Annotated in this window: 15 protein-coding genes; 7 read left to right on the forward strand and 8 right to left on the reverse strand. The window is 66.8% G+C overall.

Features of this window, described 5'->3' with window-relative positions; all coding sequences use genetic code 11:
- Positions 1-44: 44 nt before the first annotated feature.
- Positions 45-293: a hypothetical protein gene (locus tag ACFWUU_RS03810; RefSeq protein ID WP_137253746.1), complete on the reverse strand. Its 249-nt coding sequence runs from the start codon at positions 291-293 to the stop codon at positions 45-47.
- Between the two features lie 13 nt (positions 294-306).
- Positions 307-1986, reverse strand: coding sequence for a sodium:solute symporter family protein (locus tag ACFWUU_RS03815; protein ID WP_380172435.1), 1680 nt, complete (start codon positions 1984-1986; stop codon positions 307-309).
- 167 nt (positions 1987-2153) lie between these two features.
- On the opposite strand from ACFWUU_RS03815, the gene ACFWUU_RS03820 reads away from it, so the two are divergent.
- From ACFWUU_RS03820 to ACFWUU_RS03830, 3 genes are read left to right on the forward strand one after another with little or no spacing between them, the layout of a single operon-like run.
- Positions 2154-2639 carry a hypothetical protein gene (locus ACFWUU_RS03820; protein ID WP_380172437.1) on the forward strand — a complete coding sequence of 162 codons (486 nt, stop codon included), beginning with the start codon at positions 2154-2156 and terminating at the stop codon, positions 2637-2639.
- Positions 2636-3763, forward strand: coding sequence for a sensor histidine kinase (locus ACFWUU_RS03825; RefSeq protein ID WP_380172439.1), 1128 nt, complete (start codon positions 2636-2638; stop codon positions 3761-3763). The genes ACFWUU_RS03820 and ACFWUU_RS03825 overlap by 4 nt, the downstream gene beginning before the upstream one ends.
- Positions 3756-4400, forward strand: coding sequence for a response regulator (locus ACFWUU_RS03830; protein WP_380172442.1), 645 nt, complete (start codon positions 3756-3758; stop codon positions 4398-4400). Before ACFWUU_RS03825 ends, ACFWUU_RS03830 begins: the two co-directional genes overlap by 8 nt.
- Here the strand turns inward: ACFWUU_RS03830 and ACFWUU_RS03835 are convergent.
- A complete protein-coding gene (locus ACFWUU_RS03835) occupies positions 4389-5309 on the reverse strand; it encodes an endonuclease/exonuclease/phosphatase family protein (RefSeq protein WP_380090505.1) in 921 nt (306 codons plus the stop codon). The genes ACFWUU_RS03830 and ACFWUU_RS03835 overlap by 12 nt on opposite strands.
- 229 nt (positions 5310-5538) lie before the next feature.
- Between ACFWUU_RS03835 and ACFWUU_RS03840 the strand changes: the two genes are divergently transcribed.
- The 4 genes from ACFWUU_RS03840 to ACFWUU_RS03855 all read left to right on the forward strand — a co-directional run bounded on the left by ACFWUU_RS03840 (position 5539) and on the right by ACFWUU_RS03855 (position 12612).
- The gene (locus tag ACFWUU_RS03840; protein ID WP_380172445.1) at positions 5539-6156 is read left to right on the forward strand and encodes a hypothetical protein; all 618 of its coding nucleotides are present in this window, start codon (positions 5539-5541) and stop codon (positions 6154-6156) included.
- A gap of 382 nt (positions 6157-6538) precedes the next feature.
- The gene (locus tag ACFWUU_RS03845; protein ID WP_380172447.1) at positions 6539-11170 is read left to right on the forward strand and encodes a hypothetical protein; all 4632 of its coding nucleotides are present in this window, start codon (positions 6539-6541) and stop codon (positions 11168-11170) included.
- Positions 11167-12144, forward strand: coding sequence for a hypothetical protein (locus ACFWUU_RS03850; RefSeq protein WP_380172448.1), 978 nt, complete (start codon positions 11167-11169; stop codon positions 12142-12144). The genes ACFWUU_RS03845 and ACFWUU_RS03850 overlap by 4 nt, the downstream gene beginning before the upstream one ends.
- Positions 12145-12189: 45 nt before the next feature.
- Entirely contained in the window at positions 12190-12612 is a 423-nt protein-coding gene (locus ACFWUU_RS03855) for a carboxymuconolactone decarboxylase family protein (RefSeq protein ID WP_380172450.1), read from the forward strand.
- Positions 12613-12655: 43 nt separating this feature from the next.
- Here ACFWUU_RS03855 and ACFWUU_RS03860 read toward each other — a convergent pair whose 3' ends face one another.
- The 5 genes from ACFWUU_RS03860 to ACFWUU_RS03880 are packed head-to-tail and all read right to left on the reverse strand — an operon-like array spanning position 12656 to position 19633.
- Complete coding sequence (locus ACFWUU_RS03860; RefSeq protein ID WP_380172452.1) at positions 12656-13669, reverse strand: ABC transporter substrate-binding protein; 1014 nt, start codon at positions 13667-13669, stop codon at positions 12656-12658.
- Positions 13670-13695: 26 nt separating this feature from the next.
- Complete coding sequence (locus ACFWUU_RS03865; protein ID WP_380172454.1) at positions 13696-15978, reverse strand: glycoside hydrolase N-terminal domain-containing protein; 2283 nt, start codon at positions 15976-15978, stop codon at positions 13696-13698.
- Positions 15979-15984: 6 nt separating this feature from the next.
- Complete coding sequence (locus ACFWUU_RS03870) at positions 15985-17646, reverse strand: ABC transporter substrate-binding protein (protein ID WP_380172456.1); 1662 nt, start codon at positions 17644-17646, stop codon at positions 15985-15987.
- A gap of 38 nt (positions 17647-17684) precedes the next feature.
- The gene (locus ACFWUU_RS03875; protein WP_137253734.1) at positions 17685-18635 is read right to left on the reverse strand and encodes a carbohydrate ABC transporter permease; all 951 of its coding nucleotides are present in this window, start codon (positions 18633-18635) and stop codon (positions 17685-17687) included.
- Positions 18632-19633: a sugar ABC transporter permease gene (locus ACFWUU_RS03880; protein ID WP_137253733.1), complete on the reverse strand. Its 1002-nt coding sequence runs from the start codon at positions 19631-19633 to the stop codon at positions 18632-18634. Before ACFWUU_RS03880 ends, ACFWUU_RS03875 begins: the two co-directional genes overlap by 4 nt.
- Positions 19634-19970 lie beyond the last annotated feature (337 nt).

Raw genomic sequence — 19970 nt, forward strand, 5'->3', positions numbered from 1 at the left:
CCAGTAGGTCTACTGGTCCCACAACGACGGCGTGGGCGCCGGGGTTACTCCCCGGTTGCGTCTTCTTCGACGGGTACGACGATCGGCCGCAGCCGGGCCCAGAGCACGAACAGGGCGGTGAACACCAGCATCCCGATGCCGCCCCAGAGGTTGATGTTGATGCCGGCGGCCTTGTCGATCTCGGTCTGCTTCTCGACGATGCCGAGGATCGTCAGCACCAGGCCGTAGATCCCGATCAGCAGCGCGATCATCACCCGGATGTCGAAGGCTCCGGCCTTCTTCTTCTCTGCCATCTCGAACGCTCCCTCAGGCGAAGATGATGTTGAGGACGATGGTCAGTGCGAGCGAGATCCCGGCCAGCAGGACCGGCTTGCGGTACCAGCCGCCGTCGCCGGCGACCGCGACCTCGGTGCGCTGTTCCTTCGGCGTCAGCGAATACACCAGGCCGACCAGCTCGGTGTCCCGTTTCGGCGTCGTCCCCAGACTGACCAGCACACTGATGATGATGTCGATCACGAAGGCGGCACCCGCACCGACGAAGCTGGCGCCCTGACCGGGCAGGTTGATCACGCCGTTCTCGGACAGGACGAAGACCAGGATCGCGGTCCCCGTACCGCTGACCAGGCCGATCCAGCCGGCCGTCGCGGTCATCCGCTTCCAGAACATACCGAGAATGAAGGTGGCGAACAGCGGCGCGTTGAAGAACGAGAACAGCTGCTGCAGGTAGTCCATCAGGTTGCTGTAGCCGGAGGCGATCGCGGCCGTGCCGATCGCGACCACTGTGCCGGCCACCGTGACGATCCGGCCGGTCTGCAGGTAGAACTCGTCCGGCCGGTCCTTGATCAGGTAGCGCTCGATGATGTCGTACGACATCACTGTGTTGAACGAACTCAGGTTGGCCGCCATGCCGGCCATGAACGACGCCAGCAGACCGGTGATGGCCAGGCCCAGCATGCCGTTCGGCAGCAGATCGCGCATCAGCAGCAGCAACGCGTCGTTGTAGTCGACCTCGCCGCTGCCGTTCGCCTTGAACTGGGCCAGCTCGGGCACGATCACCGCGGCGATGATGCCGGGGATGATGACGATGAACGGGATGAACATCTTCGGGAACGAGCCGATGATCGGAGTACGCCGGGCCGCCGACATGTTCTTCGACGCCAGTGCGCGCTGGACCTCGGTGAAGTTCGTCGTCCAGTACCCGAACGAGAGCACGAAACCGAGGCCGAAGACGATCCCGATCACCGACAGGAAGTTGTTGCTGAAGCCACTCAGTGCGTTGCCCGGCCAGGCCGACATCTGCTCGGCGCCGCCCGGCGACGCGCTCACCTTGTCGACCAGGCCCTGCCAGCCGCCGACCTTGTGCAGGCCGACCAGCGTCAACGGCAGCAGCGCGGCGACGATCACGAAGAACTGCAGCACCTCGTTGTAGATCGCCGCGGACAGACCGCCGAGGGTGATGTAGCTCAGAACGATGGCAGCGGCAACGATCACCGACACCCAGATCGGCCAGCCGAGCAGCACGTTCACGATCGTGGCCAGCAGGAACAGGTTCACGCCCGCGATCAGCACCTGCGCCAGGGCGAAGCTGATCGCGTTCACGAGGTGCGCGGGCTTGCCGAACCGGCGCAGCATGAACTCCGGCACGCTGCGGACCTTGGAGCCGTAGTAGAACGGCATCATCACGACGCCGAGGAACAGCATCGCCGGCACCGCGCCGATCCAGAAGTAGTGCACGGTCGGGATGCCGTACTGCGCACCGTTCGCCGACATGCCCATGATCTCGATCGCGCCCAGGTTGGCCGAGATGAACGCCAGGCCGGTCACCCAGGCCGGCAGCGAACGGCCGGACAGGAAGAAGTCCAGGCTGCTCGACACCGCGCGTCTGGCCAGGTACCCGATGCCGAGCACGAAGACGAAGTACAAGGCGATGATGATGTAGTCGATCGCCGTGGCATCCAGTCTCAGGATGGATTGTTGCGGAAGCATCGCCCCTCCGGATCGTCGCTTGTGACGCATCGTGGTGTTACCGGTGAGGAACGTTACTCCTACTTTCAATCATGCGGGCGGCGACACCGGCGCCCGCTGGTTCTCCACCCGGATCTCCACCCTTGGTCGGTCCTTTCTAGAGACCGGTCAGACCTACCGTCCGTGACATGAGCTTCGGAACGTTACCCAACGCACTCGTCGTCATCGCCGTCGTCGTGATCGTCCTGGCCCGGCGGCTGTCCTGGTCCGAGCTGGAGAACTCCGACACGGACGTCTGGCGCGGACCGCTCGTCCTGATGGGGGTCGGGGTCTACCAGTTGTACGACCGGCACACCGGCCTGGGCTTCATCGACGTCGTACTGCTGGTCATCGGCGCGGCGGTCGCGCTGATCGCGGGGACTGCCTCCGGCCGGGTCGCGCAGGTCGAGCGGCGCGCCGGAAAGGTGTTCTTCCGGCTGGGCATGCCCGGACTCGGCATCATGGTGGCCTACCTGGTCATCCGGCTCGGGCTGGCGGGGGTCGGGCATCTGCTCGGCGCCTCGATGTCCGGTGGCCCCGCGCTGATGGTGTCGATGGGTGCGAACCTGTTGACTCAGTCTGTGGTCATCCAGAACAAGGCCCGTCGCGAGGCAGAGGAGTACAGCACCCGGTGAAGCTGAAGGCGCTGCTGCCGATGCGGCCGCACGGCGAGAGCGGCTGGGTCGGCCGCGTTCTCACCGCCGGCGTCGTGGTCGCCGTACTGGCGACGGCGCGGCCCGCGGACGCGTGGGTCTGGGTCGTACTCAGCCTGAGCTTCGTCGTCTTCTGCATCGGCTCGGTGCTGATGGCGTCCCGTCCGTACGCCGCCCTCGGGCTGCTGTCCGCGGTCGCGGTGACCAACGCGCTGATCGCCGGGTATCCGCAGTCGAACGCACTGGCGCTGGTGCTCGTCGGCATCACGGACATCGCGGTGATCGACTTCAAGCGGCATGGCAATCGGCCGATCATTGCCGCCGGCATCGGTGTCGCGGCGGCTTATGCGGGATCGGCATGGTTGTTCGGTCAGCCGGATACCTGGTACTTCACGCAGTTGTTGTGGACCGCCGTACTGATTGCCTTCGGGTTGAACCGGCGGCAGTACGAGGTGCAGGCCCAGCAGACCGAGCAGCTGCTCGAGCAGACCCGGCTGGCGCAGAGCGAACACGCCCGGGCTGCGACGCTGGAGGAGCGTGGGCGGATTGCGCGTGATCTGCATGACGTGCTCGCGCATTCGCTTGGTGCACTGAGCGTTCAGCTCGAGGTGGCCGAGGCGCTGCTCGACGAGCGCGGTGATACCGAGGGGGCGTTGGAGCGGGTACGGCGGTCGCGGCGGCTCGCCGTACAAGGGTTGACGGAGGCGCGGAATGCGGTGGCTGCGCTGCGAGCTGACGCCGTACCGGACCTTGATCAGGCAGTTGCTGCGCTGGCGGAACAGCACGAGAACGACCACGGTACGGCGGTGCGACTGAGCGTGACCGGCGTTGTTGCGCGGACTGAGTCGGGGGTGACTGTTGCCTTGCTCAACGCTGCCCGCGAGGCGCTGACGAACGCGGCTCGACATGCGCCTGGTCAACCGGTCGAGCTGGTGCTTGCTTACTCGGACGGCGTGAGGCTGTCCGTGCGGAACAAGGGTGCGACGACTGGCGAAGGGTTCGGGTTGGCTGGCATGCGAGAGCGGCTGGCGCTGGTTGGTGGGACGCTGACGGCGGGTCCGGACGGGGATGACTGGCTGGTTGTCGCGGAGGTGCCGAATGAGTGATCCGATCCGCGTGGTGGTGGCGGACGACCAGCAGGTCGTGCGTGAAGGTCTGGAGGCGCTGCTCGGGCTGATCGACGGTGTCGAGGTCGTGGGTGCTGCTGCGAACGGTCTGGCGGCTGTCGAGTTGGTTGCTGGGGGCAACGTCGATGTGGTGCTGATGGACCTGCGGATGCCGGTGCTCGACGGTACGGAGGCGACGGCGCGGATCACGGCCGAGTTCCCGGACGTCGCCGTACTGGTGCTGACGACGTACGCCGATGATGCGTCGATCGCGAACGCCCTGCGTGCTGGCGCTCGCGGCTACTTGACCAAGGACGCCGGCCGGGCCGAGATCGGTGCCGCGCTGCGGTCGACGGCGGCCGGGCAGTCGACGTTCGATCCTGAGGTGTCCAAGCGGTTGATCGCCGGCCTCGCACCCTCGGCTGGTGTGGGCGGCGACGGGCTGACCGCTCGGGAGACCGAAGTACTGCGGTTGATCGCGCGCGGGCTGAGCAACCCGGAGATCGCCGGGACGCTGTTCATCAGCGAGGCGACCGTGAAGACGCACATCAACAACACGTTCGCGAAGATCGGCGCCCGGCACCGCGCGGAAGCCGTCCGGTACGCCTATCGCAAGGGGATCGCGTCAGATTCGTAGCTCGGCGACGACTGGGCGGTGGTCGCTGCCGGTCGGGTTCATCACCCAGGCCTTGGTGGGGGTGACGCCGCGCACCAGGATGTGGTCGATCCGGGCCATCGGGAACTTCGACGGCCAGGTGAACCCGAATCCGGTACCGGCCGCGCCCTGCGCCGATCGCAGTCCGGCTGTCAGCGGGGCGAGGCTGCGATCGTTCGCCGTACCGTTGAAGTCGCCCATCACGATGACGCCGGCCAGCTTCTCGTCGGCGATCGCGCGGCCGAGCGCCTTGATCGTGTTGTTGCGCTGGTCCGAGGTGAAGCCGCTGGTGCCGACGCGCACGGAGGCGAGGTGGGCGACGTACACCGCGACCTTGCCCTCCGGGGTGCTGACCTCGGCGCGCAGCGCGCGGGTCCAGGCGAAGCCGACGTCTACCGACTTGGTCTCGACGACCGGGTACTTCGACCAGAGGGCGACTGTGTCGCGGGACACCTGGTACGGGTACTTCGTGGCGAAGGCGGCCTTGTAGATCTTGAGGTCCTGGGCGGTGAGCTCCTCGAGCGCCATCACGTCCGCGTCGGCGCCGAGCAGATCGCTCGCGGTCGCCTTCGGGTCCGGGTTGGCGGCGTCGACGTTGTGGGTCAGGACCCTCAGGTCGTACGCGCCGCCGGAGCCCTTGCCCGGGAGCAGCAGGTCGCCGAACATCACGCCCCAGACGAGCGCGGGGACGAGTAGGGCGACGCCGGCCGTCGCGGAACGCCGTACGACGGCTGCGACCGCCAGGATCGGCACGGCGACGCCGACCCAGGGCAGGAACGTATCGAGCAGACTGCCCAGGTTGCCGATCGAGTTCGGAACGTAGCGGTGGAAGATCAGCGTCGCCGCGGCCAGGATCGCCAGGAACGCGATGAACCAGCCACGTCGCCACATGCCGCCTTTCTTCCGTCGGCGCGTGCTGCTGCGCGACGGCGGCTGGCGGGTGGCGACTGCGGTTTGGCGGTCCGGCATGCAGCGATTGTTGCGGACACTCGGCCCGGACCAAAGTCGATGGCCGGTCAGGCGCGGCGATTTCATCCGTCCGGAGGACAGTTCTGACCGTTCTGATGAGGAATCTGTGAGAGGTCTGGTGCCTTGGAGTGACAGCGCAGACAATGCCCGTATGCCGTCAGCGCATCAACTCAGCCAGCCGTTCGTCGTCAAACGCCACGGAATCGGCACCACGACGACCGCGCTGGCGCTGGGGACTGTGGTGTTCGGGCTGATGGTTGCGCTGACGCTGGTGATCGTCGTCGTGCAGGCGATTCGCGGGGAGTCGATCCGGGAGCCGCTGGAGGCGGTCTGGCTGGCTTGGGGCGGTACGCCGCTGATCTTCGCGGTTGGTTTGCCGATCCTGTTGATTGTGGGGGCGATCACGGCGCTGGAGGAGCGGCGGGAGTCGGACGATGAGGACGTACTGCTGACTGTGGACGACTCCGGGATCTATCTCGGTGGTGAGCAACCTCGCACGATCCCTTGGGGGGAGATCCGCGGGGTCTGCCGGCTCGAGCGACACCAGGTAAACGACGAGGGCGACGACATCTGGGAACCGCGGCTGGTGGTGATGCTGCTGGATGAGGCGGCGCTTCCTCGCAGTACGAAGGCGTGGGGACCGTCGTGCCCGTGGCCCGGGACACACGAGATCCTCGGGCGCTCTCTCGCCTACGACGAACTCGTGAGCGCCGTGGCTCAACGAGCGCCACACATCCAGGTAACCAACCGCGGCCGCGTCGAGGACTAACTCACGACGTACTGCCGTTGAAGCCCCCCGCGTACTGCGGGAAGCCCCCGCGTGCTCCGCGGCCGCTTCCTTCGTCGCTCCGCTCCTCAGCGCGACTACTACGCGCGCACCCCACCCACCCCCGGCTCATCGCCGTACATCCCTTTCCGGCTACCGCCGGGGTCTTCCGGCTGCCGCCGGGGGTGTTGTCGTCCGCCCGCGTGCTGCGCGCTCCACCCAGCCTTGTGGACCGGGCCGGAACCCTGGAGCTGCAAAGATGGGCGGGGTGGGTCGCCGGGGCGTGGGAGAGGATGGCGTCGGGCCAGCTCCTGGTCCGGGGCATGAGCGCGGGCGGATTCTCGACGTGGTTGGGGCGGCTGAGCACAATCTGCGTGATGTTGATGTGGCTTTCGGGGCGGGGCTGACGGCTGTTGTTGGGGTTTCGGGGTCGGGGAAGTCGTCGCTGGCGTTCGACGTGGTTTATGCCGAGGCTCGGCGGCGGTTTCTTGAATCGTTGGCGCTTGGTGGCAACGGAGCGCGGGTTCCGGCCGCGCGGGTCCGGCGGATCGACGGGCTGGGGCCGGCGGTAGCGGTCGCACAGAACGTGCTCAATCGGAATCCGGCCTCGACGGTCGCGACCTCCGTCGGGCTGCATCCGTTCTTGCGGATCTTGTACTCGCGGTTTGCCGAGGTCGAGTGCCCGCACTGCCACGTGCCGGTGCGGGCGATCTCCGCCGAGGAGCGTCTCACCACCGCCCTGGACCTGCTCGCCCGCGACGAGAGTCTCGACGTCGACGTCGACGTCGCGATCGTGCGCGGGCTGATCGGAAGTCACGCGCGTCTGCTCGCCGGCATCCGAGGACGGTTCGACCACGTCACCGTCGACGGTCGCCCCAGGCCGGCGAAGTCAACGAAGCGCCTCGATCCAGCGCTCCCCCACGACGTCGTCGTACGAGTCGCCACCCTTCACCCCGGCATGTCCGCAGCCGAGGTCCGCGCAACCTTGGAACGAGCCGACGCGCTGGGCAAACCCGAGGTGCTGCTCGGAGGCACACCCGTACTCCGGGCACCGATCTGCCCGCAGTGCGGCGCCTGGGTCCGCCCGCTCGCACCGTCAGCCTTCCGGGGCGACAACGACACCTCGTCACACCGCATAGCCGGCGTCACACTCCAGGAGCTGACAGGTCGATCGGTGACCGAGGTCCTCGACTTCATTGAGCAACTCCCACTCGGGTCGTCCGCGAGGCGCATCCAGGACGAGTTGCTCAGACGCCTGCGTCCGCTGCAGGAGCTAGGCCTCGGGTACCTCGCCCTCGACCGATCGATGCCGACCCTCTCGCGCGGTGAGGCGCAACGTACCCGGCTCGCCGTCGTACTGTCTGGGCGCCTCGAAGACCTCCTGCACGTCCTCGACGAGCCGACGATCGGGTTGCACCACAGCGATCTCAGCCGACTGCTCGACGTCATCGCCGCCCTACCCGGACCGGTGTTGATGGTCGAACATGACCCGCTGGCCGTCGCGATGGCCGACGAGGTCGTGGAGATCGGGCCCGGCGGTGGAGATGGCGGAGGACGACTGGTGTTCCAAGGCCCGCCCGCGGACCTCTGGCGCGCCGGCACGGCATCCGGCATCGGCTTCTCCGCCGGCGTACGCCGCCCCCGAGCGCAACGCCCGCTATCCAACGACCGGATCCGCATCACCGGCGCGAACCTACGCAACCTCCACGCGGTCGACTGCGAGATCCCACTCGGATCGCTGACCGTGATCACCGGTCCATCCGGCGCAGGCAAGACCACCCTGAGCCAGCAGGTCTTGCTGGCGTCCCTGCGCGAACATGCCCCGGTCGGATGTACGACGTTCGACGCGCCGGCGACACGTGCTCGCGCGGTCGATCAAGCCCCGCTGGGCAACAACCCGCGGTCGAACCCGGCGACGTACACCAAAGTGCTCGACCGGATCCGCGACGTCTTCGCGAGCGAGACCGGACGGTCCGCATCGGACTTCACCTTCAACCGGGCCGAGGGCGCCTGTCCGGCCTGCGAGGGCATGGGATCGGTGGCGATCGGCCTGAGCTATCTGGCGCCGATCTGGATCCCCTGCGAGACCTGCGACGGCCGGCGATACCGCCCCGAGGTCCTTGAGGCGACCTGGACGGGAAGGTCGATCGCCGATGTGTTGGCCCTGAGCGTCGACGAGGCCATCGAGGTGTTCGCCGACCATTCGTCGGTGAGCCGTATCCTGCAGCCTCTGCAGGAGGTCGGGCTGGGCTATCTGACGCTCGGGCAACCGTCTCCGAGTCTGTCCGGTGGGGAAGCCCAACGCGTACGGCTCGCCCGCGAGGTGGCCAAGGCGCGGTCCGGCGACCTGATACTGCTCGACGAGCCGACGACAGGCCTGCATCCCGGCGATCTCGATCGGTTGCTCGCAGTACTCGACCGGCTGACGGGCAGCGGTTGCACGGTGGTCGTCGTGGAACACCAGCCCGACGTGATCGCCGCCGCCGACTGGCGCATCGACCTTGGCCCGGGCGGCGGTCCCGATGGCGGGCGTCTCCAGCACTGCGGACCGCCCGTCGTCGACAAGCAGCCGCCGGTGCAACCTCGCAGCAAGCCGCGCACCGACCGCCGGTCCAGCAACGCGATCCGCGTGCGCGGCGCCCGCGCTCACAATCTGCAGGGAATCGACGTCGACTTCGCGAAGGACCGGTTCACCGTCGTCACCGGTGTGTCGGGTTCGGGCAAGTCGTCGCTGGTCCACGACGTTCTCGAGTCGGAGGCGACCAGGCGGTTGCTCGAGTGCTTGTCCGTCTACGAGCGGCAGTCGGTCCGTGAAGGGCCGGAGGCTCCCGTCGACTCATTGACCGGTCTGGGCCCGACGATGAGTATCGATCCGTCCAGCCTGAGCTTCGACGGGAGCGGTCCGGGCTTCTACGTCTGGGATGCCGACCGGGTGACCGTTGGCCGGTCCACCGACCTCGACCGCCTGCTCGCCGTGATCATCGCAAGGGCCGGTGTCCGCACCTGCCTTGCCTGCGGTCACGAGACGGTACGACGGACGTCGCCGAAGCCGGAGGCGCCGTGGAGCTGCAGCGACTGCGGGACCAGCGCAGTACCGATCGAGCCGCGCCACCTCGTGGGCTCGCCGATGTCGATCTGTCCGCAGTGCCTCGGCCTCGGCGTCGAGCACGAGTTCGATTTCGCCAAGCTGATCGTGCACCCGGACGCGCCCATCGCCGACGGCGTCTTCGGCGGCGCCCTGAACTGGTTCCGCGCAAGCGCCGGGCTGTCCTGGTTCCGCGCAGGCCTCGGGTCACCGATTCAGTTGCTGGCCGAGCGCTACGGTTTCGACCTGAATCGCGCTCCTTGGGCGGAGTTGGACGAGGATGCCCGACAGGCTGTCCTGTACGGCGACGGGTCGTGGGAGGGGCTGAACCACTGGGCATCGAACGACGTCGGCGGCCAGTATTCGCAGGCCTTTCCGTGTCGGGAGTGCGGTGGCCGGCGGCTGCGTCCGCCGTACCTGACGATCCGTCTCCAGGGACTCGCGCGGGACGAGTTCTTTGCAGCCTCGCTCGCCGACCTGGAGACCGTACTGACCTCGATGGACGTGCCAGACGATCCGCAGGCGGCAGATGCCCGGACCATCGCGCTGCGGCGGCTCGGCTTCCTCCGTGCCGTCGGGCTGGGCTACCTCCAGCTGAACCGGAGCACCTGGACCCTGTCGGCCGGCGAGGCGCAACGGGTCAAGCTGGCGTCGGTGCTCGGCGACGGACTCGTCGGCATGACGGTACTGCTGGACGAGCCCTCCAGGGGTCTGCATCCGTCGGAGGTGACCGCTCTCGCCCGGACGCTGACCGATTTGCGGGCCGCCGGCAACACTGTCATCGCCGTCGAGCACGACCCGATCGTCATCCGCGCGGCCGACGACGTGATCGAGATCGGTCCCGGTGCTGGGCCGGCCGGCGGTCGCGTGGTCGGTCCGGACAGCCCGCAGTCGGTGACGCGGGCGGTTCTGGACGGACAGGTTCCGGTGGCGCATCGCGACCGCCGCCGGGAGCCGACAGGTTGGATGAAGGTGACCGGGGCGCGCGAGAACAACCTCGACGGACTCGACGCTCGCGTGCCGCTCGGCGTACTGGTCGGGGTCTGTGGGGTGTCGGGGTCGGGGAAGTCTTCGCTCGTCGTCGACACCATCGCGCTCGGTCTGGCCCAACCGAAGACCAACATCCCTGGCCGCGGCGTGGTCCGCGTCCGGCCCGGCGACCACGACACGATCTCCGGCGCGCCCGAGCGAACGGTTGTGGCCGACCAGTCCCGCGCGGAGATCACGTCTCCGGGCATGTTCCTCGGGCTGATCGGCGCGGTCCGGAAGGAGTTCGCCGCGAGCGAGGCAGCCATGGAACAGGGCATCACGATCAAGGACCTGACCTACAACTGCGATGCCTGCAAGGGCAAAGGGGTGTGGCAGCAGGACATGTCGTTCCTGCCGTCGGTTCGCCAGACCTGCGATCCCTGCGGCGGATCCGGGTACCGCCACGAGGCCGCCGCTCTGCTCGACCGGGGCCGGAGTCTCGCCGACATCGACGCCCTCACCATCACCGAACTGGTCGACGAGTACGGCGACGTTGACGCCGTACGCCGGGTTGGCGGCGCCGCCGCCGAACTCGGACTCGGCTACCTCGTACTGCGGCAACCGGGCTGGAGCCTGTCGGGCGGCGAAGCGCAGCGGCTCAAGCTCGCGAAGGAGTTCGCCCGCAAAACGAAGGCAACCGCCCTGTACGTGCTCGACGAGCCGACCGTCGGCCTCCAATCCACGGACGTCGCAGTACTCGTCCGAACGCTCGACACGCTCGTTGCTGCCGGCAACAGCGTGCTGGTCGTCGAGCACGATCCGGCCTTCCTCGCCGCCTGCGACTGGCTCATCGAACTCGGACCGGGCGCGGGACCGGACGGCGGCCGGATCGTCTTCGAAGGCCCGCCCGACGCGATCGCCGGCACGCTGACAGCGCCTCATCTCCTGGAGGTACTGCGATGAGCATCGGCACCCTGCTGCTCGGAGACCCGTCCCCGTCCTTGCGGTGGCGGGCCGCCCGCGAGCTCGAGGGCGCCGACGATCAGGACGCGGAGGTCGTCGCATGGCGTGCCGAGATTGATCGAAGCCCTGAGATCGATGCGCTAGTCGCGGAGCTGGCCGACGCTCGGCCTTATGAAGCAGGCTATCTGCTGTGTCGGCTGGCCTATCTCGGGTACCGCGGGCCTGCGATGGCGGTTGCAGTGGAGACGATCTTTCAGCATCAACGGCCTGACGGCTCGTGGTCGGTTCCTGGGCCGATCGAAGGGGCTCGCTTCGTCACGATGCATACCGTCGTACCGCTGCGCGGGATCGCCGCCGCCGGGTTCGCGACGGATCCTCGCGCCGAGCGTGCTTACGACTGGCTCCTCGGTGTCCGCCTCAACGACGGATCGTGGCCGGCCGGTCCGAAAGCTGACCTCGGGCAGGCGGGGCGACCGGCGCCGCCGGAGAAGGAGTATCGACGGCTGCCGCGCGGGCTTGGTTGCCGTTCGGCGACGACCGGCGCTGTCGCCTGCTTGGCGATGCATCCCGAGCGACGGCGATCCGAGGTCGCACGTACCGGCGTCGACCACCTACTCGCCCGCGAGAGCCGGGATGCGTCGACCATCGGTTGGGAGGTATCACGGCTTGTCGGGCTCGAACGGGCGATGGGGCAGATCACGTTCTACGCGACCTTCGACCTTGCCTTCCTGCTCGACCTCGCGTCTCGCTGCGGCGTTTCTCCGGAGGACCGCCGGATCCGCGAGCTGGTCGACTATCTGGAGACCCTGCGCGGCCCCTTCGGCCTGTGGCAACACTCCAGCCATCCGCAGCTCGCCGGTTGGCTGTCTCTTGAGCTGGAGACCAGCCTGCGCCGCCTCGAGGACGGCGACTGGGTCGGCAACGAGGAGCCCGCCGGCTTCACGCCGTACCAACGCGGACGACGCCGGTACTGAGCCTGCTGGCCGCGGCGTCGGCCGGTCGCGGGCTAGCGTCGGGGTATGACGGCTCCTGACATCAACAGTCCCGACGAGCAGATCCGCTACCAGCGAGGGCTGGAGGTGCTGAACGCGGTCGACGGCGGCTCCGCGCCCGCCGTGATGGAGAGCCTTGCGGACATCGCGCCGGCGCTGGCTCACCACATCGTCGCGTTCGGCTTCGGCGACATCTATTCGCGGCCCGGGCTCGATCCCAAGCAGCGTCAGCTAGTCACGTTGGGCATCCTGACCGCACTCGGCGGCTGCGAACCGCAGCTGGAGGTCCACATCCGCACGTCGCTGAACGTCGGCCTGACGCCCACCGAGATCGTCGAAACCTTCACCCACGCCGCCGGCTACGCCGGCTTCCCCCGCGCCCTCAACGCAATCACCATCGCCAAAAAAGTCTTCACCGAACGCAACCTGCTGCCTGTGAAGGACGACTGAATCTACTCGGCGAAGAAAGCGCCTGCGTAGCGTGCGGGGGTTACTAACCCTTCGGGCCGAGGAGTTTTTCTAGGTCAGAGAGGACGTCCATGGCGCCTAGTGGGCCCAGGCCGAGGAACCAGACCTCGTCGTCGACGCGGGCGGACTTGCCTGCCTTCACGGCGGCCAGGGACTTCCATAGGTTGCTGTTGACAACCTTGTTCTCGTCGGTGGTGTCGGGCTTGCCGTAGCTGGAGTAGAAGATCCAGTCGCCGGCGGCCTTGCCGATGTTCTCCTGGGAGACCTCGACCGCGAGATCCTGCACGTCCTGGATCTTCGGCCGCGGCAGGCCGATGTCCTTCAGGATGACGCCGATGAACGACAGGTTGCCGTACAGCCGGATCTCCCCCGGCCGGAACCGCACCAGCGAGATCGTCGGCGTACCCTGCACCTTGGACTTCACGTCGTTGGCGCGCTTCTGGTAGTCGTTCAGGATTCCGGTGGCCTTGTCCTCCTCGCCGAGCGCGTCCGCGACCAGCAGGAAGTTCTCCTTCCACGGGAACCCGGGCCGGATGCTGAACACCGTCGGCGCGATCGCGCTGAGCTTGTCGTACAGGTCGTTCGCGCGCAGCTTGCTGCCGAGGATCAGGTCCGGCTTCAGCGCCGCGATCGCCTCCAGGTTCAGTTCGCTGATACCGCCGACCGTCTTGATCCCCTGCGCCTTGTCGGCGAGGTACGACGGTACGCCGTTCTGCCCCGCGGTCGTGGCCATGCCGACCGGCGTGATGCCCAGCGCCAGTACGTCGTCCAGCTCGCCGCTGTCCAGTACGACGACCCGCGTCGGCTTGGCCGGGATCTGCACGGAGCCGAGCGCGCCCTTCACGGTCCGCGGGAACGCACCAGGCGCCGCGTCCGAGCCGAGTTTCGCGGTCTCGGTGTCGGCGGTGCTGAACAGCCGCCCACCGGTCGCCACGTCCTTGTCCCCGACCCCGGTGTCCGCACTCTTGGTGTCGCCACTACCGCAACCCGCGACGAGCAGTACGGCGGCCGACACGACGATGCCTATCAGCTTCTTCACGGACGTTGAGCCTACAACAACCAAGGTTAGGCAGACCTAACCAGGTCCACCTGTTGGCCGGCCGCGAGCTCCACCGTCCGCTCCCCGTCCGGCAGCGCGACCCGGTGCGTGCCCGCATGCGACGCGCGTACGACGGCCTCGGTCAGTACGCCGTTCCGCCACGTCACGTCGAACGACAGACCGCCGCGCGCCCGCAGACCGTGGAACGACCCGTCCGGCCATTCAGCAGGCAGCGCCGGCAGGACGCGGATCACGTCGGTGTGGCTCTGCAGGAACAGCTCCGGGATGCAGCCGGTCATGCCGAAGTTCGCGTCGATCTGGAAGATGTCGCCGTCGCGATGCAGGAGGTTGTCCGACACCAGCCGGCTCAAGTAGTCCTGGATCACCGCAGCAGCCTTCGAGGGCTCGAACAGTCGTGCCCACAACGCGACCAACCAGGCCGCAGTCCAACCACCGTTCACAGCACCATCGGTCCGCAGGTCCAACGAGGCACGAGCAGCCGCGGCCCATTCCGGCGTACGCGTCGGGTCGATCTCCGCTCCCGGATACAAGCCGTAGAGATGCGACTGATGCCGGTGCTGCGGCTCGGACGGCGGCCAGTCGGTCGGCCACTCGTACAGCCGCCCCTCCGGCGTCACCCGCACCGAAGGCAACCGATCACGCGCCGCCGCAGCACGCGCAGCCACCGCGGACTCGAGCCCCAGAACCTCAGAAGCCTCGACCAGGTTCGAGAACAGCTCGCGGATCAACCAGATGTCATAGGTAGACGTCAGATCAACCGACGCCTTCGCACCCGACGGCAAGATGAAATGATGCTCCGGCGCAGTCGACGGGATGAACTGCAGCACCCCGTCACCGTCCTCGACGAGCATCGACAGCACGAACTCCGCCGCACCCGCAATCAACGGATACGCACGGTCGCGCAGGAAGTCCACGTCCAACGTGAATCGGTAGTGCTCCATCAGATGCGCGGTCAACCACACCCCACAGGTCGCACACATCGACCACACGGGATCGTCACCACCGGCGCCGACCGGCCAGGTCGCACACCACAGGTCCGAGTTGTGATGCGACACCCACCCCGGTGCGTCGTACAAGATCCGAGCGGTGTCGGCACCCGAAACAGCCAGTCCTTCGAGCAGATCCGTCAGCGGGTCGAAGCACTCGTGCAGGCCGGTCAGGTCGGCCGGCCAGTAGTTCATCTGGGTGTTGATGTTGTTGGTCCAGTCGCTGGCCCACATCGGCCGGCGGTCGTGGTTCCAGATGCCTTGCAGGTTGGCCGCCTGCGTCCCGGGGCGGGAGGACGCCATCAACAGGTACCGACCGACGTTGAACGTCAACGCGACCAGGTCCGGATCGTTGCCCCCGGCAGCTACCGCCTTGATCCGCTCGTCGGTCGGCAAGTCACTTGCCGCACCCAACGAAAGCGAAGCCCGGTCGTACAACGCCGCGTGGTCCTCGACGTGCCGCTCCCGAAGCTTGTCCACAGCAACCGAATCCAGCACCTCGACCGCAGACCGCAGCGCCACGAGAGGATCCCGCCCCGGCGGCACCGACCAGCCGGCGAATGTGCTCGCAGCTGACAGCAGCACCGTCACGCTGTCGGCGCCGCGTACGGCGACACCGGCAGCGGAGGGATCGACGGTGCCGCCGTCGGCCAGCACACGGAGAGCGACACCGAACCCGATGCCACGCCCTTCTTCGTACCGGATCGGATCCGGACTCTCCCGGTACTCGATCGTCAGATCCGACGGCGCATGCCCGACCACGCCATAGGTGCCATCGGCAACTTCCGGCCGGACCGGGTGCTGACTCTCCAACGACAGTTCGAGATCGACAGCACCCGGCCGGTCGGCCGTGATCGTCCAGACCATCAGCTGGTCCGGCGTGGACACGAACGTCTCACGCCGGAACCGGGTCTCATCCACTGTGTATTCCACACCGACGATCCCGGTCCGCAGATCCAGACTGCGCCGGTAGTCGGTCGCCGAACCCGCCGACTGGATCACCAGGTCGGCGAGCGGCTGGTACGACTCCACCAACGGACCCTGCAACGCCCGGGTCCGCTCGGTGGCCGCCAGCCGATCGCCTTCCTGCAGCAACAACCGTCGTACGTCGGCCAGCACCGCCGGGCCGTCCGGCACGGTCAACGTGCGCGGACCGTCGCCCGACCAGACGTCGTCGAGGTTGAGCGCGATCCGCTCCTCGCCGACCCGGCCGAACACCTTCCCGCCGAGATGCCCGTTGCCTACCGGCAACGCCTCGAACCAGTCCGGTGCAGGGGTGCGGAACCACAGTTCGTGCGACATGAGGTGTTACTTGCTCCCGGACTTGTACTTGTCGTAGGCCTGCTGGTTGATCTCCAGGTACCGCGGCATGCCGGTGCTCTCGAGACCCTTCACGTACGCGTCCCAGTCGGTGTCGATGTTCTTCGAACCGGTGATGAACGCCAGCTGGTTCTGGTTGACGTACGTGTCCAGGTTGGTCTGCAGCGTGGCGATCTCGCCGCTCAGGCTCGGGTCCGGCCACATGAACGCCTGCGGGAACCACTGCGCCTTGTCGACATGTCCCTCGTACTGCTTGGTCGCGTCCCACAGCCGCCGCTCGAGGCCGGCGCCGCTGTAGATGTCCTTCGGCGTGACCTGCGCATTCCGGAAGGCCAAGGTGTTGTTGTACTGGCCGAGCGCGCCCCAGCTGATGTTCTTCGGCGCGTTCTGCACCGGCTTGTACAGCGGCTTGGTGCTCGCGTCGAGGGCGATGTCACCGGCGGCGGGCTTCGTCCAGCCGACACCTTCCGGGCCCATGTTGGTGATCATCTGGCCTTCGTCGCTGTAGATCCAGTCCAGCATCTTGATCGCCGCGACCTGGGCCTCCTTGCTGGCCTTGTTGGTCAGCATGAACGTGTAGCCGGTCGAGGTCGGGTGGTTGTACCCGGTGTAGCTCTTGCCCTCGGGACCGGTCAGCGGTGGCACCGAGTCGTACTGCTTGTCGCGGCCGTCCTTGGAGTCGAGCTGGACGAAGATGCCCGGCCACAGCACCGGCACCGATCCGAGCTTGACCGCCTTCGGGTCGTTGCCCTGGGCCTGCAGTGCCTGCGCGTTCTGGGTGAATGCCGCCTGGTCGATCAGGCCGTCCTTGTAGAGGCCGTGGATGTACTTCAGGCCTTCCTTCCACTGGTCCGAGGTCACCGGCGTGACGACCTTGTCGCCCTGCAGCGTGAGCAGCGACCGTACGCCGTTGTTGGCGCCGACCGGGTCGTACGCGAACGCGTTCATCAGGTACGCGATCAGGCTGCTGTCCTGGACGTCGGTGGTCATCGGGATCTCGTCGGCCTTGCCGTTGCCGTTCGGGTCCTTGGTCTTGAACGCCTCGAGCACGTTACGCAGATCGTCGGTGGTCTTCGGCACCGCCAGGCCGAGCTTCTTCAGCCAGGCGCTGTTGATCCACAGCTTGTCCGGGTAGGTGCAGTGGAAGCAGTCGGCCCACTGCGGCAGCGCGTAGATGTGACCGTCGGGCGCGGTCGCCATCTCCTTGTACTCCTTGTTGGAGTCGAGCACCTTCTGGATGTTCGGCGCGTTCTCCTTGATCAGGTCCTCGAGCGGCACCGCGACGCCCTGCTGGCCGAGCTTGAGCACCTCGGCCTGGGTGAACGCGTCGACCCACGGGATCAGGAAGAACAGATCCGGGTAGTCGCCACTGGCGAGCGCGATCTGCCGCTTCTCCTTGGCCGGCCCGGCGTCGTACGTCGTGGTCTGCCAGCGGAACTGGATCTTGAACTTGTCGCTCATGATCTTGGTGACCGCGTTGGTGGTCAGGTTGGTGCTGGAGTCCGACGGCGTGAACGTGTCGATGACGGTCTTGCCGTCGGACGAGGTCTCGTTCGCCGCTCCCTTGGACGTTTTGTCCGAACTGCACGCCGCCAGGACGAGCGCGCCGGCGGCGGCCAGCGCGACGACCTTGCTCACGGATGAGCGCATTGCTGTGTTCCTCTCTGAAGTGGGTCGAGCCTCTTGGCTCAGCCCTTGACCGCGCCGACCATTACGCCCTTGGTGAAGTGGCGGGCGACGAACGGGTAGATGATCAGTACGGGCAGGCTCGAGATGACGATGAGCGCGTACTTGAGGACGTTGGCCAGCTGCTGCTGTTCGAGCTGCTGGGCCAGGTTCGTCGTGGTGGTGGATCCGGTGAGGGTGTTCAGGATCAGCACGTTGCGGAGCACGATCTGCAGCGGGTACAGACCGGGGTCCTTGAGGTAGATCAGGGCATCGAAGTAGCTGTTCCACTGGAAGATCGCGTACATCAGCGCGATCACCGCGATCACCGGCTTGGACAGCGGCAGCACGATCGACCACAGGAACCGCAGGTCGCTGGCCCCGTCGATGGTGGCCGCCTCGTACAGCTCGTCCGGGATCGTCGACCGGAAGAACGTCCGGGCGATGATCACCTGCCAGACCCCGATCGCGCTCGGGATCACCATCGCCCAGCGGGTGTTCAGCATCCCGAGGTCCTGGACCACCAGGTACGTCGGGATCAGGCCGCCGGAGAACAGCATCGTGAAGATCAGCACGCTCATGATCACGTTCCGGCCGAAGAACGTCCGGCGGGACAGCGGGTACGCGATCGCGATCGTCAGCGTGACGCTGATCAGCGTCCCGCCGATCGCGTAGATGAACGAGTTCAGGTAGCCCTTCATGATCAGCGGATCGCTGAAGGCCTCCTTGTACGCGCGGATACTCGGCTCGATCGGCCAGAACAGCACCCGGCCGGCACTCACCGCCGACGGGCTGCTGAACGAGTTCGCGACGATGTAGATCAGCGGGACGGCGACGATGATCAGCGCCAGCCAGAGCATGACCTTCACGCCGACCAGGAAGATCTTGTCGGTGCGGGTCTCCTCGATCGCGGTCCGCTTCGAGCTCTCCGGGCGGGGCGCCGTACGCCGGAAGCCTTGCAACGTGATGCTCATGACCAAAGTCCGTTTCCGGTGATGCGCTTGGCGACGAAGTTCACGCCGAGCAGGAGGAAGAGGTTGATCACCGAGTTGAAGAGCCCGATGGCGGTCGCCATGCTGAAGTCCGCGTTCAGCAGACCGGTCTTGTAGACGTAGGTGGCGATGATCTCGGACTGCTGGGTGTTCAGCGGGTTCTGCAGCAGGAACGCCTTCTCGAACCCGATCGACATGATGTTGCCGACGCCGAGCACCAGGATGATCACCGCGGTCGGCATGATCCCCGGCAGGTCGACGTTCCGGATCCGCTGCAGCCGGCTGGCGCCGTCGATCCGGGCCGACTCGTGCAGCGCCGGGTCGATGCCCGACAGCGCCGCCAGGTAGATCACCGCGGAGTACCCGGTGGTCTGCCAGACGTCGGACCAGACGTAGATGTGGCGGAAGTAGTTCGGGTTCCCGAGGAAGTCGACCGACGGTACGCCGAACAGCCCGATCGCGTCGTTGACGAATCCGAGCCGCGGGGACAGCACCAGGATCGTCATCGAGACCACCACGACGGTGGAGATGAAGTACGGCGCGTACGTCACCAGCTGGACCGTCTTCTTGAACCGGCCGTTGCGGATCTCGTTCAGCGCGATCGCCAGGATGATCGGGATCGGGAAGCTGGCCAGCACGGTGTAGACCGACAGCAGGAACGTGTTCTTCACCAGGGTCCAGAACACCGGGTTCTGGAAGAACAGTTCGAAGTTCTTGAACCCGACCCAGTCGCTGCCCCACGGGCCCTTGACCGGGCTGTAGTCCTTGAACGCGATCACCGCGTTGGCGATCGGGATGTACTTGAAGATGACGAAGTACGCGAGCGGTACGACGATCAGCAGATAGAGCTGCCAATGCCGCCGCAGGCTCCGCCGGGCCTGGGTCCGGCGGGATGTTCGCGGTGGCTTCCGGGCAGCCGTCTCACCCGCCCGCGACGCCGGGGGCGCCGGCGCCGGTTTCACCTCGAAGGTTGCGCTCACTCCGCATCCTTTCCCTCACGCGCTGGAGTGGAACCGATATCCGATAGGATCTCGGGTTTCGCTATCCCGGAGGATGACACACAACCCCTGCGGAGCGGAAGAGTTCCCGGCCCGGTCGATACCGGACGGTGACCGATGCCACTGAATCCCTTGTAAACAAGGAGTATTCAGCGTTGCCCGCAGCAACTACCGGACGGCAAACGCCAAATGATCCGATGGCCAGCCATCGGATCCGGGCATACACCGATCAAGCCCGGGGTCGCTCTGAGCCGCCGACACCGGACCGATCCACAATTTATTTCTGCTGTTAACTATATGGCAGTCAACCCGCCCGCCA

This window comes from Kribbella sp. NPDC058693 (assembly GCF_042715335.1).
In the GTDB taxonomy this organism is placed as follows: Bacteria; Actinomycetota; Actinomycetes; order Propionibacteriales; family Kribbellaceae; genus Kribbella; species Kribbella jiaozuonensis.